This window comes from uncultured Phascolarctobacterium sp., from assembly GCF_958349595.1.
Lineage (GTDB): Bacteria > Bacillota > Negativicutes > Acidaminococcales > Acidaminococcaceae > Phascolarctobacterium.
Map to the genome: position 1 here is coordinate 34,478 of NZ_CATWDQ010000013.1, position 20,396 is coordinate 54,873.

21 protein-coding genes are annotated in these 20,396 nt (G+C 46.2%); 13 read left to right on the forward strand and 8 right to left on the reverse strand.

Annotated features, from left to right (window positions below):
• On the forward strand, window positions 1–486 hold the full coding sequence (locus Q4G98_RS09510) for a DUF4446 family protein (RefSeq protein ID WP_177562266.1): 486 nt from the start codon (window positions 1–3) through the stop codon (window positions 484–486).
• 152 nt (window positions 487–638) lie between these two features.
• On the opposite strand, the gene Q4G98_RS09515 is transcribed toward Q4G98_RS09510, so the two are convergent.
• Window positions 639–2,441: a phosphoethanolamine transferase gene (locus Q4G98_RS09515; protein WP_298562932.1), complete on the reverse strand. Its 1,803-nt coding sequence runs from the start codon at window positions 2,439–2,441 to the stop codon at window positions 639–641.
• A 191-nt stretch (window positions 2,442–2,632) separates the two neighbouring features.
• Window positions 2,633–2,800, reverse strand: coding sequence for a hypothetical protein (locus tag Q4G98_RS09520; protein WP_177562272.1), 168 nt, complete (start codon window positions 2,798–2,800; stop codon window positions 2,633–2,635).
• Window positions 2,801–3,398: 598 nt separating this feature from the next.
• On the opposite strand from Q4G98_RS09520, the gene Q4G98_RS09525 reads away from it, so the two are divergent.
• From Q4G98_RS09525 to Q4G98_RS09565, 9 genes are all read left to right on the forward strand, one after another.
• A complete protein-coding gene (locus Q4G98_RS09525) occupies window positions 3,399–4,577 on the forward strand; it encodes an ABC transporter substrate-binding protein (protein WP_177562274.1) in 1,179 nt (392 codons plus the stop codon).
• A 148-nt stretch (window positions 4,578–4,725) separates the two neighbouring features.
• Entirely contained in the window at window positions 4,726–5,898 is a 1,173-nt protein-coding gene (locus Q4G98_RS09530) for an ABC transporter substrate-binding protein (protein ID WP_177562276.1), read from the forward strand.
• A gap of 94 nt (window positions 5,899–5,992) precedes the next feature.
• Window positions 5,993–6,889 carry a branched-chain amino acid ABC transporter permease gene (locus tag Q4G98_RS09535; RefSeq protein ID WP_177562278.1) on the forward strand — a complete coding sequence of 299 codons (897 nt, stop codon included), beginning with the start codon at window positions 5,993–5,995 and terminating at the stop codon, window positions 6,887–6,889.
• A 9-nt stretch (window positions 6,890–6,898) separates the two neighbouring features.
• Window positions 6,899–7,858 carry a branched-chain amino acid ABC transporter permease gene (locus Q4G98_RS09540; protein WP_293662747.1) on the forward strand — a complete coding sequence of 320 codons (960 nt, stop codon included), beginning with the start codon at window positions 6,899–6,901 and terminating at the stop codon, window positions 7,856–7,858.
• A complete protein-coding gene (locus tag Q4G98_RS09545) occupies window positions 7,833–8,603 on the forward strand; it encodes an ABC transporter ATP-binding protein (RefSeq protein WP_177562280.1) in 771 nt (256 codons plus the stop codon). The genes Q4G98_RS09540 and Q4G98_RS09545 overlap by 26 nt, the downstream gene beginning before the upstream one ends.
• Window positions 8,603–9,307 carry an ABC transporter ATP-binding protein gene (locus Q4G98_RS09550; protein WP_177562282.1) on the forward strand — a complete coding sequence of 235 codons (705 nt, stop codon included), beginning with the start codon at window positions 8,603–8,605 and terminating at the stop codon, window positions 9,305–9,307. The genes Q4G98_RS09545 and Q4G98_RS09550 overlap by 1 nt, the downstream gene beginning before the upstream one ends.
• Window positions 9,308–9,332: 25 nt before the next feature.
• Window positions 9,333–9,992 carry a CBS and ACT domain-containing protein gene (locus Q4G98_RS09555; protein ID WP_177562290.1) on the forward strand — a complete coding sequence of 220 codons (660 nt, stop codon included), beginning with the start codon at window positions 9,333–9,335 and terminating at the stop codon, window positions 9,990–9,992.
• A gap of 3 nt (window positions 9,993–9,995) precedes the next feature.
• Window positions 9,996–10,196: a DUF951 domain-containing protein gene (locus Q4G98_RS09560; protein ID WP_177562292.1), complete on the forward strand. Its 201-nt coding sequence runs from the start codon at window positions 9,996–9,998 to the stop codon at window positions 10,194–10,196.
• Between the two features lie 75 nt (window positions 10,197–10,271).
• A complete protein-coding gene (locus tag Q4G98_RS09565) occupies window positions 10,272–10,646 on the forward strand; it encodes a VOC family protein (protein WP_177562366.1) in 375 nt (124 codons plus the stop codon).
• Window positions 10,647–10,789: 143 nt separating this feature from the next.
• Here the strand turns inward: Q4G98_RS09565 and Q4G98_RS09570 are convergent, their stop codons facing one another.
• The 6 genes from Q4G98_RS09570 to Q4G98_RS09595 form a co-directional block, all read right to left on the reverse strand.
• A complete protein-coding gene (locus Q4G98_RS09570; protein WP_301961943.1) occupies window positions 10,790–11,887 on the reverse strand; it encodes an ABC transporter permease in 1,098 nt (365 codons plus the stop codon).
• Complete coding sequence (locus Q4G98_RS09575) at window positions 11,884–12,990, reverse strand: ABC transporter permease (protein ID WP_298562935.1); 1,107 nt, start codon at window positions 12,988–12,990, stop codon at window positions 11,884–11,886. Before Q4G98_RS09575 ends, Q4G98_RS09570 begins: the two co-directional genes overlap by 4 nt.
• The gene (locus Q4G98_RS09580) at window positions 12,987–14,483 is read right to left on the reverse strand and encodes an ATP-binding cassette domain-containing protein (protein WP_298562936.1); all 1,497 of its coding nucleotides are present in this window, start codon (window positions 14,481–14,483) and stop codon (window positions 12,987–12,989) included. Before Q4G98_RS09580 ends, Q4G98_RS09575 begins: the two co-directional genes overlap by 4 nt.
• Window position 14,484: 1 nt before the next feature.
• On the reverse strand, window positions 14,485–15,345 hold the full coding sequence (locus tag Q4G98_RS09585; protein WP_301961944.1) for an efflux RND transporter periplasmic adaptor subunit: 861 nt from the start codon (window positions 15,343–15,345) through the stop codon (window positions 14,485–14,487).
• A gap of 66 nt (window positions 15,346–15,411) precedes the next feature.
• A complete protein-coding gene (locus Q4G98_RS09590; RefSeq protein WP_298562938.1) occupies window positions 15,412–15,996 on the reverse strand; it encodes a TetR/AcrR family transcriptional regulator in 585 nt (194 codons plus the stop codon).
• 509 nt (window positions 15,997–16,505) lie between these two features.
• Window positions 16,506–17,321 carry a mechanosensitive ion channel family protein gene (locus Q4G98_RS09595; RefSeq protein WP_298562939.1) on the reverse strand — a complete coding sequence of 272 codons (816 nt, stop codon included), beginning with the start codon at window positions 17,319–17,321 and terminating at the stop codon, window positions 16,506–16,508.
• 260 nt (window positions 17,322–17,581) lie between these two features.
• Between Q4G98_RS09595 and ychF the strand changes: the two genes are divergently transcribed.
• From ychF to Q4G98_RS09610, 3 genes are all read left to right on the forward strand, one after another.
• Complete coding sequence (gene ychF / locus Q4G98_RS09600; protein WP_293546898.1) at window positions 17,582–18,688, forward strand: redox-regulated ATPase YchF; 1,107 nt, start codon at window positions 17,582–17,584, stop codon at window positions 18,686–18,688.
• Between the two features lie 144 nt (window positions 18,689–18,832).
• On the forward strand, window positions 18,833–19,609 hold the full coding sequence (locus Q4G98_RS09605; RefSeq protein ID WP_177562307.1) for a histidinol-phosphatase HisJ family protein: 777 nt from the start codon (window positions 18,833–18,835) through the stop codon (window positions 19,607–19,609).
• Window positions 19,610–19,614: 5 nt separating this feature from the next.
• A complete protein-coding gene (locus Q4G98_RS09610; RefSeq protein ID WP_298562940.1) occupies window positions 19,615–20,376 on the forward strand; it encodes a fumarylacetoacetate hydrolase family protein in 762 nt (253 codons plus the stop codon).
• The last annotated feature ends 20 nt before the right edge of the window (window positions 20,377–20,396 follow it).

Here is a 20,396-nt window from a genome sequence, read left to right on the forward strand (position 1 = left end):
ATGGAACAGATCAATCAAATTTTAAGCGGTAATCTGCTGATCATAGTAGCAGTATTGCTGGTATTGATAGTATTTTTGCTGGTGATGCTGGTAAAGATGAACAGTAAGCTGAGCAAGCTGCAGTGGAAGTATGATTATTTTACCAAAGGCACGACGATGGATCTGGATGAAGTACTTACCCAGACTCTGGAAGATGTGCGCAGCGCGGAAGCCCAAATAGCGGCTTTAGAAAAAAGCCGTGATGAGTTGAGACTGCGCCTGAAAAGCTGTGTGCAGAATCTGCGGGTATTAAGATATAATGCTTTTGATAATACCGGCAGTGACTTAAGTTATTCACTGGCGCTGGTTGACGAAGAAAATAACGGCGTCGTACTTTCCAGCATTTATGGCCGTGAAGAAAATCGCTGTTATGCCAAACCGGTGACAGCCGGAAAATCTCAGTATGTACTTTCTAAAGAAGAACAGGAAGTATTACAGCAAAAATAAGAAAAAAGCAAGTTCAAAAGTCATCGCTATAAATGACTTTTAAAGCCTGTCTGGCAAAAAACGAATACGTTGGCTCGTAAACGAGATAAAAAACGCTCACAATTGATTTGTGAGCGTTTTTTGTACTGGTTATTAAAATAGAGCTTAAAAAATTATTTGCAATCTTCACTAAGGCTTTTCTTGCCATATAAAGTTTTCAGGTCTGCCTGAGTATGTTGGTAGTTTTTGTTAGCGAGGGAATTTTCTGTTTTTAATGCAGGCAAATGAATCTGCATAATATCGGTCATGGTATCAAAAATAAGATCGTTAGTAAAATATGCATAACGATTCTGCTGGCAAGCGTCGATGACCTGTGGATTATTTTGGGCATAAGCTTCAGAAAAATAGGCGTAGAACGGAATATGCACCATATTAAATGTAAATCGTGAAGAATCATGGGCTAAGCCGGCATCAACATCATCGGCGTGATCAGAAAAATAAACCAGTCCCTGAAAGCCGGGCAGCTGTTCAATAAACTGAAAAAGATTCTGCATAACGTAATCGTTATAGAGAATGCTATTATCATAAGTATCGATATTTCTGCCTTTACCGGTATTGGACCAGCGCTGGAATTTGTGGGGATAACGCTCCTGATAAGAACCATGATTGCCCATGAGGTGAAGCACTACCAAAGTTTTGTCAGCTAGTGGTAATGTTTTTAAAACATCGACAAGACTAAGGTCATAACGGGTGGTCTGGGTAGTTTCGCCGAGATGGCCGTTAAGCCAGTATTGGGTTTGCGCCTGATCGGCAATTACGGATACCGGTGTGTCCCAGGCGCTGTATTTTACCTGATTGCTGATCCAGACAGTTTGAAACCCGGCAGCCTGGGCGACTTCGATAATAGAAGCGGCGTTTTCCAATGCTAAAGCATTATACTGATTTTTAGCAGTCAGCGCATAGGTAAGTACCGGAACGGTATGGCTGTGGCAGGCATAAGCGTTTTGAAAGAGAAAAAAGTTTTTCTGATCTGTCATGGAGTCAAGCCAGGGCGTTGTTGGTCGTTCATAACCATAAGCGGACATATGGTCTTTGTTCTGCGATTCACCGATGACTAAAAAGTAGACGCCGGAGGCGGAAGCAGAGTTCAGCTCTGTAAGGGCGGCAAGAGCTTTTTGACGGACGGCTTTCTGCTGCGCGAAGCTGTCATAATTATGTAAAGCTGTCTGTGTTTCACGAAAAATATTGACAAGAAAATTATCTGTGCTAAAAGCAAGCGTCCAAAGATTACCGGTGCTGATCAACACGAGCAGAAGGAGGGGCAGCAAGGTTATTTTAAGAGCAGTCAGTCGTTTGATAAAACAAGTCATCCAGGAAAGATAGGTTAAAATAAGTCCGATAAAAAGGACAAATGTAATAGTAGTAAAATTTGTCTGCAGGTATTCAAGGGCTTCGGAGGGATTTGTCTGGAGAAAGGCCAGAAGTGCAGCAGCATTTGGAAATTGTCCGCTGGCTGCGTAATAGCCCCAAACGAGAAGAGAGAAAATAAAGCAAAGGAACTGGAATAAAAAAGCTGGTAAGAAAAAAATCTTAGCGTAACGAGTATAGGAGGTATAGTAATATAAAAGGAAGCCGGTATTGGTTACTGCTAAACAAAACGTGATATAAAGCGCAGAGTCACTGGCTGTCAGAGTTTTGTCAGCAGTTATTTTGAGGAAAAGCAGGGAAAGCAATGGCAATAATGCTGCCAGATAATTATAAAAAAGTATTTTTCTATTTTTTAATAAGATAGAAAAAATACAGGTTGTGATCAAAGTAGTACATAATAGCTGCCGTATTTTAGTAAAAATAAAAAATTCGCTCGTTAAGAATTGAATTACCAATGCTATACTAAAGATAGCAAAAAATATAGTAAAAAAATGAGGAAATAGAGATTTTTTTACGCAATGTAGTTTATTTTTAATATTTAAATCCAAGAAAATCGCCTCCGGACAAAAGTATAACACATTCGCCCCCCCCCCACAAGACTTCCTGGAAAACTGGGTGTTTTTGAGGGTTGTAATTTCTTCTGCAGGCAATAAAAAAGCGATTCCCTTTCGAGAATCGCTTGAGGTAATACATATGAAAGTAAATTTTATTACGGTTGCCGTTCTCTGAAAAAAGAGCTTTACATGTTGCCGTGGAACAGCTGCAGAAGAATGAACATGATCTGGGCGCTCATCAGATATTTGAACCAGATCCGGGCGTAGACGTAGCCCTGCGGGCTTATTTCATAAGCACCGGCAATGCGGCCCTGAACGCCGTAGGATTCCAAAGCAGAAAGAAACAGCAGCATACAGCCAGGCTCCCAGCTGTCGCCTGTAATGAGCCAGATACAATAAAATAAGAAAAGAATATCAATGAGAAAATAGATCAGAAAAAAAATAGTGGTTTTATCAAGAAAAACGACATGTACCTTCTGGCGGCTTTTGCGTGTTTCAACTATGACGCGGAAATTGTGCAGGAATAGAGCCAATTCGCGGTGATATATAAAGGAAAAAACTTTCGCGCATAAAAAAAGTAAGGGTATATAATGCATGGGAGCTCCTATCTGTAATCAATTAACTTACAAGAATATTATACATCATAGAAAGAAAAGCTGCCAAGCCATTTCCATGAATTTTGTATACAATCCGCAAAGAGAGGAAAAATGTCTTCTGCAAACACATTAAAACGAAAAAAGTCAAAAAAATACAAAATGGCGGAGTAAATTATTTGTTTTTTGTACGGATTTACAAAAAAAGAGTTGACAAAAGTGTGAAAAACTATTTATAATTGTGAGCAGATAGTTACAAACGTAGCTTTGCCAGAAGAACACACTGTTAAGAGGGGAACAGCATCGGCTGCTGCATAGAAGTAACCAATTATACTATAAGGAAAAGGGGAAAGAACACATGAAAACCTGGAAAAAAGTTGCCAGTGCCGCTTTGGCTGCAATGGTATTTGCTTCGCTGACAGCAGGCTGCGGCGGCGGAGACAAAAAGAAAGAGGCTGCAAACAGCAATGAGATCGTAGTAGGCGCAAGCTTTGAGCTGACCGGCAATGTTGCCAATTACGGTAAATCTACGCTTTCCGGCTTAAAAATGGCGTTTGATGAAGTCAATAAGGCCGGTGGTATTGACGGTAAAAAACTGCGCATCGTGGAAAGCGATAATAAATCGGAGCCTTCTGAAGCAGGCAACTCAGTTACCAAACTGGTAACGCAGGATAAGGTAATAGCTGTTGTCGGACCGGCAACCAGCGGCTGTGTGGCTGCTTCCACACCTATTACTACCGCTAATAAAGTACCTTTGATCGCGCCTTGCGCAACAGCTCCGAATATCACCGTTGAAAACGGTAAGGTAAAAGAATTTGTTTTCCGTTCCTGCTTTATCGATCCCTTCCAGGGTCGGGTCATGGCAGAGTTTGCCGATAAAAACCTGCAGGTAAAAAACATAGCGATCTTATATGATGCTTCCAGCGACTATTCTAAAGGTCTGGCTGAAGTCTTTACTAAAACCATGGAAGAAAAAGGCGGCAAGATCGTTGCCAAAGAGGCTTTCCTTGCTAAAGACCTGGATTTTAAATCTGCCCTGACTAAAATTAAATCTACAAATCCTGAAGCAATTTACATTCCCGGTTATTATGAAGAGGTTGCCAAGATCATCAAACAGACCCGTGAATTGGGACTGAATGTTCCGCTTTTGGGCTGCGACGGCTGGGATAGCCCGAAACTTGTTGAGATCGGCGGTCCGGCAGCATTGAACAATACTTATTTCTCCAGTGCTTATTCCGCACAGGATAAAGAGCCTTCCGTACAAAAATTCATTGCCGGTTATAAAGCCATGTATAACAAAGAACCTGATGTTTTCTGTATGCAGGGTTATAATGCCGGTCTGATCCTGGCTGACGCTATCAAACGCGCCGGTACTGCTGATGGCACCAAACTGGCTGCTGCTATTGCTGCTACCAAAGACCTGCCTGTTGCCAGCGGTAAACTGACTTATGATGCAGATCATAATCCGATTACAAGCGCGATCGTAATTGAACTGAAAGACGGCGTACAGACCTTTAAAGAAAAAATTACTCTGTGATCCAGAACAAATAAGCTGTTGTAAAAAGAAGATATTGAAAGGCAGAACCCAGGTAGATCCATTGTTTTTTAGATGTTTTTTAGTCCGGCGCGGCTGAGCCGCGTCAGATTAAATATATTTTGCAGTTTCATCAGAGGGGGAAAAAACAATGAAAAAAGTTACCAAGGTATTCTCAGTAATGGTAGCGAGCGTGGCTTTAGCAGCTATGCTTGGCGGCTGCGGCGGCGATAAGAAAGCTGCCGGCGATACCATTAAGGTCGGCGGTAATCTTGAGATGACCGGCGGCAGCGCCAGCTTTGGCATTTCTTCAAAAAATGCGATCGAACTGGCATTCAAAAACATTAATGACAAAGGCGGCATTAATGGTAAAAAACTGGAGCTCGTTGTGGCAGACAATAAGTCCGAAGCAGCCGAAGCTACCAATGCCATGCAGAAGCTGGTATCTCAGGATAAGGTCGTTGCCGTTATCGGACCGAACCTTTCCTCTGCTACGATAGCTGCAGGGGCGATCAATAACGGTAGTAAGGTGCTGGATATTGCGCCGATGGCAACTAATCCGAACGTTACAGTGGACCCGGCGACAGGTAAGACAAAAGAATATAATTTCCGCGCCTGCTTCATTGATCCGTTCCAGGGTACTGTTATGGCGAATTTTGCTAAAAATGATTTGAAAGCAAATAAAGCAGCGATCCTTATCGATAATTCTTCTGACTATGCCAAAGGTCTGGCGGCGTTCTTCAAAGAAAACTTTATTAAGAACGGCGGCACTGTTGTGGCTGAAGAATCCTATCTGCAAAAGGATACCGATTTCAAAGCTACTTTGACTAAAATCAAAGCTGCAGCTCCGGATATTCTTTATGTTCCCGGTTATTACCAGGAAGTTGGTATGGTCGTTAAGCAGGGCCGTGAAATGGGTATCGAGATCCCCATGGCCGGCGGCGATGGCTGGGACAGCGCTAAGCTGCCGGAAATAGCAGGCAAGGCGGCACTCAATAATACTTATTTCTCCAGCTTGTATTCTCCTGATGATGATTCCGCTTTGAATAAAGCGTTCGTCAGCGAATATGAAAAGGCTTATAAAGTAAAACCAGACGTTTTTGCAGCGCTTGCCTATGATTCTGCTTTACTGGTTGCCGAGGCAATCAAAAACGCAGGCGATACCGATCCGGTGAAAGTCGCGCAGGCTATGGCCAAAATCAACGGCTTCCAGGGCGTATCCGGTACGGTGACTTTTGACGCGCAGCATAATCCGGTCAAGAGTGCGGTAATCATTGAACATAAAGACGGCGCTCAAACCTTCAAGACAAAAATCAATCCTTGATAAAAATCCACAATTAATTTTTTGCAATGGTGCGGGCTGTGGTATTACCACAGCCTCATTGCGTTTAAACCACGAGATCAGGAGGACGGGAATTATGGATATGGGTTCCTTTATGCAGCAATTTGTCCAGCAGCTTATCAATGGCATTTCGCTGGGCAGTATTTATGCGCTGGTAGCATTGGGATACACAATGATCTACGGTATCATCAAGCTCATCAATTTTGCTCACGGCGATATTTACATGTTGGGGGCTTATTTCGGCTTTATAGCAACCACGATGTTTGGTTTTTCTTTTATTCCGGCTATTCTTTTTTCTATGGCCTGTGCCGCGTTAGCTGGTATTATTATAGAGCGTGTGGCTTACCGGCCGATGCGTAACGCTCCGAGAATCGCAATTTTAATTACGGCTATTGGCGTATCTTTCTTTTTGGAATACAGTATGATCCTGGTTGCAACGCCGCAGCCACGTACTTTCCCGTCTGTATTTGAAGCTACTATTTACCACTTCGGTCCTCTGGTCGTTAATAGCCAGCAGGTCGTCATTCTGATCAGTGCGCTGATTTTGATGGCCGTACTGACTTACATTGTACAAAACACCAAAGCGGGCAAAGCCATGCGCGCCGTATCGTTTGACGCCGACGCCGCCCGTTTGATGGGTATCAATATTGACCGCGTTATCTCCATGACTTTTGCTTTAGGCTCTGCTTTGGCAGCAGCCGGCGGAGTTCTGGTAGGTATCTACTATAATTCGATCGACCCGCTGATGGGTATGGTCCCCGGTATCAAAGCCTTCGTTGCCGCTGTACTCGGCGGTATCGGCATCATTCCCGGCGCGATGCTGGGCGGTTTGATTCTGGGCGTTGTCGAAGCTATGGTCAGCGGTTTCTTTTCTTCGACCTTCCGCGATGCTGCGGCATTCGCTATTCTGATCCTCATTTTGCTCTATAAACCGGCTGGGATACTGGGCAAAAATGTACGTGAGAAAGTGTAGGTGAGCGCTGTGAATGCATTGAGAAAAAAAGATTTGCTGACATTAGTAGCCTGCGCCGTACTTTTTGCCGTTGTGCAGGGGCTGATGGCGGCAGAAATCATTGGTCCGTTTTGGGAACTGAACATCGTTCTGATCTGTATCAATATCATTCTGTCCGTTAGCCTGAATCTGATCAACGGTTATACAGGCCAGTTTTCCATCGGCCATGCGGGCTTTCTGGCAGTCGGTGCTTATACCGGCGCTATCGTGACGGTCAAGCTGGGCTTTCCGTATGAGCTGGCATTGGTCGTGGGTACTGTTGCCGCAGGTTTTCTGGGCTTTTTGATCGGTTTGCCGACACTGCGCCTGAATGGCGATTATCTGGCGATCGCGACTTTGGGCTTAGGCGAGATCATTCGTATCTGTATCCTGAATATCGATTACGTGGGCGGGGCCTCCGGGCTGATGGGTATTCCCCGGATGACCAACTTCCCCTGGGTCTTCTGGATCATGATCTTTATTATTTTCTTCATCAAAAACTTTAAGAACTCAGCACCTGGACGCTGCTGTCTGGCGATCCGTGAAAATGAGATCGCTGCCGATACCATGGGTATCGATACTACGAAATACAAAGTTATGGCTTTTACGCTGGGTGCCGCTTTTGCCGGTACTGCGGGCGTATTGTTCTCGCATTATTTTTATATCGCGCATCCGGCTTCCTTTACCTTCATGCGTTCGTTCGATATTTTGACCATGGTGGTTTTGGGCGGTCTGGGGTCAATGACCGGCGCTATCACCGGCGCTGTGCTGCTGACTTTTATTTCCGCTTATCTGGCGGAGTATCCTGAATGGCGGATGATCATTTATTCGATCACTTTGATCGTTTTGATGCTGCGCCGTCCGCAGGGACTGTTCGGTAATAAAGAGCTCAGTTTGAAAATGTTTCATTTAGGAGGTGGCAAAGATGGAAGCACTGCTGAAAGTAAATGATATTTCGATGGTTTTCGGCGGCTTGCGCGCTGTCTCCAACTTTTCTATGGAAATCAAGGCTGGTGAGCTGATCGGCCTGATCGGGCCTAACGGTGCCGGCAAAACTACGGCTTTTAATATGATCACCGGTGTTTATACGCCTACCGAGGGCGAGATCATGTTCAATGGCACGCGTACCAGCGGTAAAAAATCCTATCAGGTGACGCAGCTGGGCATGGCCCGTACCTTTCAGAATATCCGCCTGTTTTCCGAGCTTTCGGTCATCGACAATGTCAAGATCGCTTATAATATGCATGTCAAATATACTTTAGGCGAGGCTATTGCCCGTGTAGGACGCTATTTCAGCGAAGAGGATGAGATCACCAATAAGGCGCTGGAGCTTTTAAAAATCTTCAAGCTGGAAGATAAGGCTTATGAAACAGCCAAGAACCTTCCTTATGGTGAACAGCGCCGTCTGGAAATTGCCCGCGCCCTGGCTACGGAACCGAAGCTGCTGCTTTTGGACGAACCGGCGGCAGGTATGAACCCTCAGGAGACCAAAGAGTTGATGGAGATGATCCGCTGGATCCGGGATAAATTTTCTTTGTCGATCTTGCTGATCGAACATGATATGGGTCTGGTCATGGGTGTCTGCGAGCGGATCTATGTTCTGGAATATGGTTTCTGTATCGCTAATGGCACGCCGGAGGAGATCAAAAATAATAAGCGTGTTATCGAAGCATACTTGGGCGAGGAGGTATCCTGATGTTAAAGGTAGACAATATCGATGTATATTATGGTGCTATCCACGCTATCAAGGGCATCAGTATCGAAGTACCGAAAGGTGAGATCGTAACGCTGGTCGGTTCCAACGGCGCCGGTAAAAGTACGACTCTGCGTACTATTTCAGGGTTGATGAAACCCAAAAACGGCGCGATCTTATTTGAGGATAAAAATATCGTCGGTGTGCCGGCGCATAAGATCGTGGGTATGGGACTGTGTCAGGTTCCGGAAGGACGCCATGTTTTTGCAAATATGTCGGTCATGGAAAACCTGGAGCTGGGCGCCTATCTGCGCAGTGATAAGGACGAGATCGCCCGCGATCTGGAAGATGTTTTCAAGAAATTTCCACGGCTGTTAGAACGTAAGGATCAGATTTCCGGTACTCTTTCCGGCGGCGAGCAGCAAATGCTGGCGATGGGGCGTGCGCTGATGAGCCGTCCTCGGCTTTTGCTTCTGGATGAGCCTTCGATGGGTCTGGCACCGTTGCTTGTTAAAGAAATTTTTAATATAATAAAAGAAATAAACGAGAGCGGCACTACGGTGCTTTTGGTAGAACAAAACGCCAATATGGCTTTGTCGATTGCCGATAAAGCTTATGTATTGGAAACCGGCCGCATCGCTTTGGCAGGCACGGCACAGGAATTAGCCAGCAGCGAGGCTGTGCGTAAGGCTTATTTGGGCGGCTGATGCCGGAAAAAGGAGCGTGTTGACAATGTTAGTTAAAGATTTTATGACCCCTAACGTATTAACTATTTCGGAAGACAAAAGCATGCTGGAAGCCAGGGAACTGATGAAGAGCAGCGCTTTTCGCCGTATTCCCGTAGTAGATGATATCAAAAGAGTGATGGGCATTATCACGGACGGCGATGTCGGACGGACTTCTCCTTCTGATGCCAGCACTTTGTCGCGTTATGAAGCCAATTATCTGCTGTCGCGCCTGAAGGTGCGCGACGTAATGACCCGCGACGTGATCACTGTGCGCGATAACAGCGCGATCGAGGACGTTGCCTATATCCTGTATAAGCATAAGATCAACGCTCTGCCGGTCGTTAATGAAGATAACAAGTTGTGCGGTATTATTACAGACAGCGATATTTTCCGTGCTTTTGTTACTATTATGGGCATTGCCAAAAGCTGTACCCGTATCACTATCGACGTTACTGATAAAGTCGGCGTCATCGCTGATATCGGCGGGATGTTCCGCGATCAGGGCATCAATATCATTTCGGTCGTTACCAAACGCAATGATGCCGATACTACCGAGCTGACGATCCGTGCCGATCTTTCGCAGCATGGTATGGATATCATCGAGCAGATCCGTGAAGCCGGTTACGATGTAACGGACATCAGTACGGTGAAAGGTGTAGAATAAGCTATGTTGGACGTCAAGTTCAATGTTGGTGACGTAGTACGGATGAAAAAGGCCCATCCCTGCGGTTCCTTTGAATGGGAAATTACCCGTACAGGTATGGATTTTGGGCTGAAATGCAAGGGCTGCGGCCATTTTGTCATGATCGCCCGGCCGAAGTTCATCAAGGCTGTCAAAGCTGTAGTTGCTGCGGCTGACGAGCAGTAAAAAGCAAAGCTCTGCCGAACGGCAGAGCTTTTTGATTAAAAACAGTATCGTGAAATGGAAAGTGAGCTGAAAAAGATGCAGATCACAGCTTTGGATCATTTTGTTTTGACTACTCAGGATTTTGACCGCTGCGTCTGGTTTTATCGTGACGTACTGGGTATGGAACTGCTCTGTAAAGACGGTCGTTATGCCCTTCGTTTTGGCACGCAGAAGATCAATATCCACCGTCGCCCGGCCGAGTTTTTACCGGCGGCAGGGAACCCTGTTTCCGGCAGTCTGGATCTTTGTCTGCTGACATCAACGGAATTGACGCTTGTACGCATGGAACTGGAAAAGCAGGGCCTTACTTTAGAAGCAGGTATTGTTGAGCGTAATGGCGCGTCGGGAAAGCTGCAGAGCCTTTATGTGCGTGACCCGGATGGAAATTTGATCGAGATCAGTAAATATTAAATGTTTTTTAAAAATTGCCCCCTGTTTCTAAAGAAACAGGGGGCAACTTTGTTTACAGTAATTATAAAATCAATACAGCCGCATATAAAAGAAGAGAATGGGTCTGTTCACATAGTTTATGATAACTAGACAGGCTGCTTGTTTTATTCCAGTTTGCTTTTAAAGGTCCAGCCGGCAATGCTCAGTGTCAATGCTGCGATCAAAGCCAGAGGGATCAGGTTCAGTAAAACGTAAGGCATTGCCATATCCTTCAGTAAGACGCCTTTGGCGATGACCAGAAAAAAGCGCAGCGGATTAAGATAGGTAAGATACTGCAGCAGGACCGGCATATTGTCTATCGGGGAGATAAAGCCCGATAATAATACTGCCGGCATTTGAAAGGTGAAAACACCCAGAATGGCCTGCTGCTGAGTACGGCACAGGGAGGAGATGAATAAGCCGACGCCGACCAGGGCCAGAAGCGCTACAAAATCGGCGGCCAGAAAGACAAAGAGCGAACCGGCTAAAGGGAAATCAAAAAACCAGACTGAAATAGCCAGCATCACCATCGTCAGCAGCCAGGCTAAAAGCTGTGCGGGCACAGCCTTGCCGATCAGGATCTCAGTTGAAGAAAGGGGGCTGACGATCAGCTGATCGAAAGTACCGACTTCTTTTTCCCGGGCAATAGACAGTGAGGTCAGTAAAAGCGCTATGACCATAGAAATCAGCGCCATCAGGGAAACCAGTGAATAATATTTATAATCCAGATTGATATTGAACCAGTTCCTGGTGACGATCTCTACTTTGGGATCAGTGCCGGCCAGACTCTGGGCATAACCCTGGATGATCTGGGTGGCGTAACCGCCGATGATGGCGGCAGAATTAGTCTGCCTGCCGTCGGTTATCAACTGGACGGCAGTGCCGGTCTTATTTTTGATGGCTGCGGCAAAATCGCCGGGTATCTCTAAAGCGATACTGGCCTGCTGGATGTCGATTTTTTCTTTGAGCTGCTGCGGGGTGTCGACCAGCGTGACAGAATTGAACCAGGGCGAATTTTCAAAATGGCTGATCAGCTCGCGGGAATAATAGCTGCGGCTGTTATCCAGCACCAGCATGTCGATATTTTTTACTTCCATAGTCACAGCGTTGGCAAAAATTATCAGTTGGAAGATGGGCAGTATGGTAACGATGACCCGGCTGCGGGGGTCTTTCCAGATAGCTTTAAATTCCTTGATGATCAAAGTAAATAATCGTGCCGTCATTTTTCCAACCTCGCTAATGTGTTTTTGTAGACAAAAAATAACAGCACCAGACAGAGAATCCCTAAATAGACTGTATTGATCAGCACGATCTCACTGATCGTGCCGGCCAAAAATTCGCTCTCGATAAAGGAAACAAAATAACGCTGAGGCAGTACGGCTGTTAAATATCTGAAAAAGGCCGGCATGGAGGAAATGGGAAACATCAGGCCGGAAAGCAGCAGTGCCGGCAAAAAGCCCATGACCAGTGAGATCTGGCAGGCCAGGAACTGGTTTTTAAAAATGGTCGAAACCAGTAGACCGATCCCCATACAGGTGAGTAAAAACAGACTGCCGACCAGAAATAACATGATATAAGAACCGCGGAAGGGGATTGCAAAGACTGTAACGCATAAAAGAACATTGAAGAGCAGCGAACAGATACCTAAAATATAATAGGAAAAATATTTACCGGCGACAAACTGCAGCCGGCTGAGGCGCGTGCTCAGCAAAGCTTCCATCGTGCCCCGTTCCCATTCGCGGGCGACGACAAGCGCTGTTAAAAGGATGCCGACTAAGCTGATTGTTACTGCCAAAGAGCCGGGCAGGATAAAGTAATGACTGTCCACTTTCTCATTGTACCAGACCCGGAGTTGCGGTTCGATCAGGTTTGGCTGCTGGCTGGTGTGGCCCAGCGTTGCCAGCCATTGGGCAATAACGCCGCTGGCGTAGAGCTGGACATAGTTGGCCGTGTTGGTTTCACTGCCGTCAGTAATGACCAGGATCTGCGCCGGCCGTCCATTATTCAGATTTACAGTAAAATCATTGGGCACGACCACGGCGCCCTGCAATTTGGAATTGACGATGTCGCTGTACATGGCGTATCTGCTGTCATAGATCTGGGTCTGCAGATAGCGGTTATTGCTGAAAGACCGGGCCAGAGTGGTCACGCGCGGGTTGGCATCATCCAGCTTGAGCCCCAGGCTGATATTGACAGAATCCATATTGATGCCGTACATATAGATCAAAGATAACAAAGTCGGCAAAATAAAAGCGATCAAAATACTGCTGGGATCGCGCACGATCTGCAGAAATTCTTTTTTGATAAAAGCCCGTAAAATTTTCATGGCTGACCGCCTTCTGCGTCTTTACTCTGGATCAGCGTGATAAAAGCTTCTTCCATCGTGGCTGCGCCTGCTTCTGCTTTTAAGGCTGCCGGTGTGCCGATGGCGATCGTTTCGCCTTTATAAAACAGGCTGATGTTATCGCAGTATTCTGCCTCATCCATAAAATGAGTGGTAATCAAAATCGTAACGCCTTTTTGGGCCAGCGCCCGCAGATGACACCAGAATTCCTTGCGGGTCACCACATCTACGCCCGAGGTAGCTTCATCCAGAAAGAGGATCGGCGGATTGTGGATCAGCGCGCAGGCCAGGGACAGACGCTGCTTGATGCCCAGCGGCAGTTCTTCGGACTGCTGGTCAAAATAAAACTCCAAACCGAAATAACCGGCGATAGCCTCGACCCGCTTTTCGATCTCGGCCAGAGGGATACCATAAATGCCGGCAAAAAATTCCAGATTCTCACGGACGGACATATTACCGTACAGGGAAAATTTCTGCGCCATATAACCCAGAAAGGAGCGTGCCAAAGTTGGATTTTCCCTGATGTCTACACCCATGATTTTGGCCGTCCCTTCTGTGGGCCGCGCCAGTCCGCACATCATTTTGAAGGAAGTGGATTTACCGGCGCCGTTAGGTCCCAGTAAACCGAAAATCTCACCTTTTTTGATGTGAAAGGTATTATTTTTGACAGCAGCAAAACTGCCGTACATTTTTAAAAGGTTCAGGGCCTCGACAGGATATTCGACAGCGCTCTCCTGATAAACGTAATGAGCGGCGATCTGCGATTCTTTTTCCTCGTACCCGCCCATCAGTCTGATGACTTCGCTTTCAAATTCAGCGGGGGTGGCCGCCAGCGCTGCCGGCGGGCCCTGATAGATGACTCTGCCTTTGTCGATGACAACGGTGTTGTCAAAGCTGTTGGCCTCGTCCAGATAGGCGGTCGACCAGACGACGGTGGTATCATTTTTGATCGTGGCCCTGACCAGACGCATCAGATCGCGGCGTGAAATAGGATCAACGCCGACGGAGGGTTCATCCAGTACCAAAAATTTAGGATTGCCTAAGAGAGCACAGGCCAAGCCGAGTTTTTGCTTCATACCGCCGGAAAGCTTGCCGGCCAGACGCTCCTGAAAAGGGCGCAGGCCGGTGAATTCTAAAAGTTCGTCAAAATTTTTATCGACGGATTTTAAATCGGCATAAAATTCCAGATTTTCACGGACAGTCAGATCTTCATATAAGCCGAATTTCTGCGGCATATAACCAATCTGCGGCATCAAGGCTTTTTTTTGCAGAGCAGGATCATAGCCGAGTGTGGAAACAGTCCCCGTATCTGCCGTCAAAAGGCCGATAATGATGCGCAGCAGCGTAGTTTTGCCTGCGGCATCAGCGCCGACGATGCCAGTCATCTGCCCGGTGGGGATAGTAAGGCTTAAACCGTCCAGTGCTGTAGTAGTACCAAATTTTTTAGTAATATCATTTATTACTACCGTAGCCATGTTATTTACCTCTGTTAGACTTCAGGTCAAGCGTAACAGTTGTAGGCATGCCCTGACGCAGAAACTTATCAGGATTATCGGCATAAACGCGGATCATATAGACGAGATCGGTACGCAGGTCAGTAGTCTGCACGCTTTTGGGCGTGAATTCGCTGACAGGAGAAATGTAGCCGATATGGCCCTGATAAGTCCTTTTGGTACCTGTCTGCGGGTCGATGCTGTCAGTTATTATTTCGGCCGGCATGCCGTCGTAAATATTACCTAAATTGACTTCACTGACGTACGCCCTGATCCAGATCGGCCGCGGTTTGGATAAGGTATAGACTGCCGTGCCCTTTTGGACAATGGCGCCTGGTTCTACCAAACGTGCCGTAACGATACCATCTTCCAGGGCATAAAGCCGGGAATAATCACTTTGTCTGACTAAGAGGTCTTTGGCCGTTAAAGCGGCATTATAGACAGCCTGCGTTTCTTTCAAGGTATTTTCTGCCGTTTCAAAATCCAGCTTGGAAATGGCGCCGGTACTGTATAAGACCGTATATTTGTCATATACGGAACGGGACTGGATCATTGATGCATAGGCTTTGGCAACTTCGCTTTCTGCCTGGGCTTCCTGCAGTTTATAATCGGCAGCGTCGATTTCTGCAACGAGACTGCCTTCTTTGATAGTGTCGCCTTCTTCAAAATACATTTTAGTGATTTGACCGGGAACCTGAAACCCAATGTCAAACTGGCGAATATCCACATTACCATATAAAGTTATCCGGGCATGGTCCTGCTTGTCCGGTTGCAAGAAGAACCACAGGCCGCTTATTACTGCCAGTACTGCTGCTATAATAATAAAAAATTTTTTATTCATCATAAGGCTCCTTTAGGTGTTTTCTTAATTTAATAATAGAAGAAGCACCGCCGCTTGGCAAGCAACAGATTATAAAGTTGTGTCGGATTTTGCTGCCATTGCCGCCAGCAGGGCCGGCTGGTCGATAAAACTGCGCAGCTTGAGCCAGAAATCAAGCGGAGAAAGCGGACTTTGATGTTCGTAGCAATAAACCAGCACCTGCAGATGGCCGTTGATGATAAATTCTATCAATAATTGCAGCTGGGGCGTCATCTCGTCTACCGTCAGCTGCAGGTTTTGGATCAGCACTTTCCGAATATGGCTTTTCAGCTTATGTACAAAACGCGGGTCACCATTAGGGCCCAGAAGCATTACTAAAATACGGGCGTTAGTTTTGAAAAAGCTCTGAGTCAACAGGCGCTCTTCAGTTGTAGGAACGCCTGTACGGAAAATACGCAGCCCACGCGGCAGAAACATATCGACCAGCTGAAAGAACTCATTTTCCAGTTGTTTGAGCAGGTCGTCCGTATTGTTGAAGTAAGCATAGAAAGTACTGCGATTGTAGCCGGCTTTTTTCGTCAGCTGGGAAACGGTTATTTGATCGCAGGGCAGAGTCTGACACAGCTGCAGAAAAGCTTCTACGATACAGTCACGGGCGGTTGTCGGCTTAGTCATGGCAAAATCCCCTTTACTTTTGTTAGTTTTATTATACTATAATCCGATAGTCTGCAAAAGAGAAGTCGGGTAAGCGAAGGGTAATTAATAAACATAAAGTAAAATTATTGCCCGGGTAATATTTACAGCTTCTTTACGCTGAGCAGCGTTATTTTTATGTTTTCTGACCTTTCCCGGCAGCGCCACTGGCAGTATGATATGGCTGTGAGGGAAAGAGGTGAAGAAAAATGACGACCGTAACTTTTGATACTTGCCTGGGCCTGGCAGTTTTAAGCGTATTGACCTTTGCCTGCTGGCGTAAATACAGAATTTGTCTGCATACTGGCGCACATAAATAAGCTGATGATTGAAGGAAAGAAGTGACCCAGATGGAGGATTTGCTGGTCGTCCTGTTTTTCCCAACAGTGCTGGCAGTATTATTGGGAATAGCCGAAAGCCGCGGTAATTTTGCGGGTAAATAGAGTAAATAAAAAGAACGCTTTTCGAAAAAAGCGTTCTTTTTATTTACTCTATTTATCGTCCTGCATATAGATGTTCATGCCGGGAACTGCGCCGTTGACGCCGTTGGCAGCGTAAGCCTTGCTGATGTTTTCCAGCAGATCGAAATAGATGTTCCAATAGTCGGCACCCTGGGCCCAGACGCGGATCGTGTATTCCACAGCATATTCTTTATAACCGGAAAGCCTGACAAAGGGTTCAGGTTCATTTAAAGTATTAGCTGTTGCCGCAACAGCTTCGTTCAGGGCTTTTTTGACGGTGGCGATATCGTTGTTGTAGCCTGCGCGGATGACGATATCAACGCGGCGGATAGGCTCCGAGGAAAAGTTTGTGATCTTGCCGCCGGCGATCTCACTGTTAGGCACGAAAATATCTTTGTTATCAACAGTGATGATTTTGGTGCAGAGCATGGAAATTTCTTTAACAGTGCCTTCGATACCGGCAGCGGCAATATAATCGCCTGCTTTGAACGGTTTGGTGATCAGCAGCATGATACCGTTGGAAAGATTGGATAAAGCGCCCTGTACGGACAGGGAAACTGCCAAACCTAACATACCTAAAACTGCCAGCAGGGAAGCGATAGGGATGCCGATACTTTCAGCAACGATACAGACAGCGACAAAATTGAGTACTACTCTGATGACTGTGCGCAGAAAGCCGCGCAGGGTCATGTCTACCTTCAGTTTATCCAGCAGTCTTTCGAGTGGACCCATCAGTGCTTTGATAAATGCGTGGCAGACAAGAAAAATAACAAGTGCGGAAATAATGTTGCCAACAGTCAGTTTACCGACTGAAAAATTAAGGATCTCCTGGATTGTTTCCATCATCTAAACAGCTCCTTTTTGTACTTGTTTATACAAACAAGCTAAAATATATTATTATTATAACATAAAATAATGTAATAAAATATCTTTAAGTAAAGTTTTAAGAACTTACTGCAAAAAAATATGTTATTAAAATATAAATAAACAGAAAACGCAGACGACTGATGCAAGTAATAGAACTGATCCTGACACAGTAATAATATTGCATAAAAAGCCCCTTTGAGGTAAAATAAAGTATTACTAATAGATGAGGAGCGATCAGAGTGAGTACCAATTTAGAAGTAGGGATCGTCGGTTTGCCTAACGTCGGTAAAAGTACTTTGTTCAATGCTATCACCAAAGCGGGAGCAGAGGCGGCCAATTATCCTTTTTGTACTATAGAACCTAATGTCGGTGTTGTTGATGTGCCTGATAAACGGTTAACAGTTTTAGGAGAAATGGTCAAAGCCAAAAAAATCGTACCTGCAGCCATGCGTTTTGTGGATATTGCCGGGCTTGTCAAAGGCGCCTCCAAAGGCGAGGGCCTGGGCAATAAGTTTCTGGCGCATATTCGTGAGGTAGACGCGGTCGCCCAGGTCGTGCGCTGCTTTGAGGACGGCAATATCACTCATGTCGAGGGCAGTATCGATCCGCTGCGCGATATAGAGATCATCAATACAGAGCTGTGTCTGGCTGATATGGAAACTGTTGAAAAACGTCAGGAAAGACTGGTGAAGCTTTTAAAAACCGGCGATAAAAAGGTGCCGGTTGAAAAGGCTGTGCTGGATAAAGTCCTGGCAGGTCTCAGTGAGGCAGTGCCGGCCCGTCGTCTGGGACTGACAGAAGATGAACTGGAGTTTTTGCAGGAACTGCATCTTTTGACGATGAAGCCTGTTTTGTATGTGGCTAACGTCAGTGAGGAAGAGGTTGCCGACGCATCTGCCAATCCGCATGTGCAGGCAGTGGCTAAATACGCTGACGGCGAGGGTGCAGAAGTCATTACCGTATCGGCGAAGATGGAATCGGAGATCGCCGAACTGCCGGAGGAAGAAGCACAGGAATTTTTGGCGATGGCCGGCCTGGAAGAGGCTGGTCTTGACCGCCTGATCAAAGCCGGGTTTAAGCTTTTAGGTCTGATGACCTATCTTACCGCCGGTGAAATAGAAGTGCGTGCCTGGACGATCGTACGTGGAACTAAAGCGCCGCAGGCGGCAGGCAAGATCCATACTGATTTTGAACGCGGCTTTATCCGTGCCGAAATCGTTTCCTATGATGATCTGGTTGCCTGCGGCAGCAAAGCGGCTGCCCGTGACAAAGGTCTGGTCCGCCTGGAAGGCAAGGAATACGTGATGCAGGACGGCGACGTAGTCGAATTCCGTTTTAACGTTTGATGGGTAAACTCCTTAACAGATTTTTTCTGTTAAGGAGTTTTTTTATGTAGATTAAATATTGCGAAAATAGCTTTAAATAGTTTTTTGCAGTTGCTTTTTCAAGCCTATTTGATACAATATAAACTACGAAAGGAAGTACTGAAAATGATTTTTGATACGCATATGCATTGCGATTATTCCTGCGACAGTCATATGAAAATTGCTGAAGCTGTTGCGGCGGCAAAGCAGCAGGAGATAGGTATCGTCATTACCGAACATTGGGACGACGATTACCCAACGAATCCAACTGCGTTTATGTTTGATGTGGACGAGTATTTCGAGCGTTTTGCTCCTTATCGCAGCGGGCAGGTGCTTCTGGGCATCGAGATCGGGATGCAGAAGCAGACAGCGGCGGCAGATGAAGCGCTGGCGGCCAGGTATCCTTTTGATTACGTTCTGGCATCGATGCATTGCGTCAACGGCCGCGATCTATACGAAGAACGTTGTTATGCAGGGCAGACCAAAGCTGAAGCAGTATGCGAATTTCTGACGGATACATTGGCGAACCTGAAGCTGCACGATAATTTTGACGCGTTTGCCCATATCGATTATATGTGCCGGTATATGCCGTTTGCAGATAAAGAGCTGCGGCTCGGCGAAGCGCCGGAGCTGTTCGACGAAGTATTTGAGCTGCTGATAGCAAAAGAAAAACCGCTGGAGATCAATACCCGACGTCTGGATGATCCCGGAGCCCTGGCAGCACTGCTGAAGTTATACAGGCGGTATGCGCAGCTGGGTGGTAAATATGCGGTGATCGGCAGTGATGCTCATTATAAGGAGCATGTAGGGCGCGGCCTTAAGGAAGCGTTGACTTTGGCTGACGAGGCAGGCCTGGAGCCTGTATATTTTAAAGAACGCAAGATGAGAAAGATGAGGGGTTAAAATTTATGAGATGCGTACGTTTTGAAGAACAGGGTCGTGCCAGGATCGGTTTTATTGACGGTGATGTGATCCGTGCGGTTTATGGCAGTATCGATACTTATTGGCGTATGACGGATGAAGTTTTTCCGTTGGCAGGAACTAAGCTTTTAGCCCCCTGCGTACCGAAACAGATCATCTGCGTCGGGTTTAACTATCGTGACCATGCTAAAGAATTCCATGTGGACGTACCTAAGGAGCCTGCACTTTTTACGAAGGCGGCGCATACGGTGATCGGCAATGGCGGTAAAATCATTTACCCCCGCCAAAGTAAAGAAGTAGTTTATGAAGCCGAGCTGGGCATCGTTATCAAAAAAAAGATGAAGGACGTGGCCCCGGAAGCTGTTGCTGATTATATCCTGGGTTATACCTGCGCTAATGACGTTACAGCCCGCGATCTGCAGCGGTCTGACGTGCAGTGGCTGCGCAGCAAGTCCTTTGATACTTTTTGCCCATTGGGACCCTGGCTGGAGACAGACCTTGATCCTACGGATCTGGCGATAAAATTATATCTGAACGGTCAGCTTAAGCAGCATGGACGCACCAGCGATATGGTCTACAATCCTTATGAGATCTTGAGTTATATTTCGCAAAGCATGACCCTGGATGCCGGCGATCTGATTCTTACCGGTACGCCGATGGGCTGCGGACCGATTCTGCCCGGTGACGAAGTCGTTGTGGAGATCGAGGGTATTGGTAAGCTGAGGAATGAAGTAGTAAAAGGTTATTGAAAATAATAATAAAAAAAGAC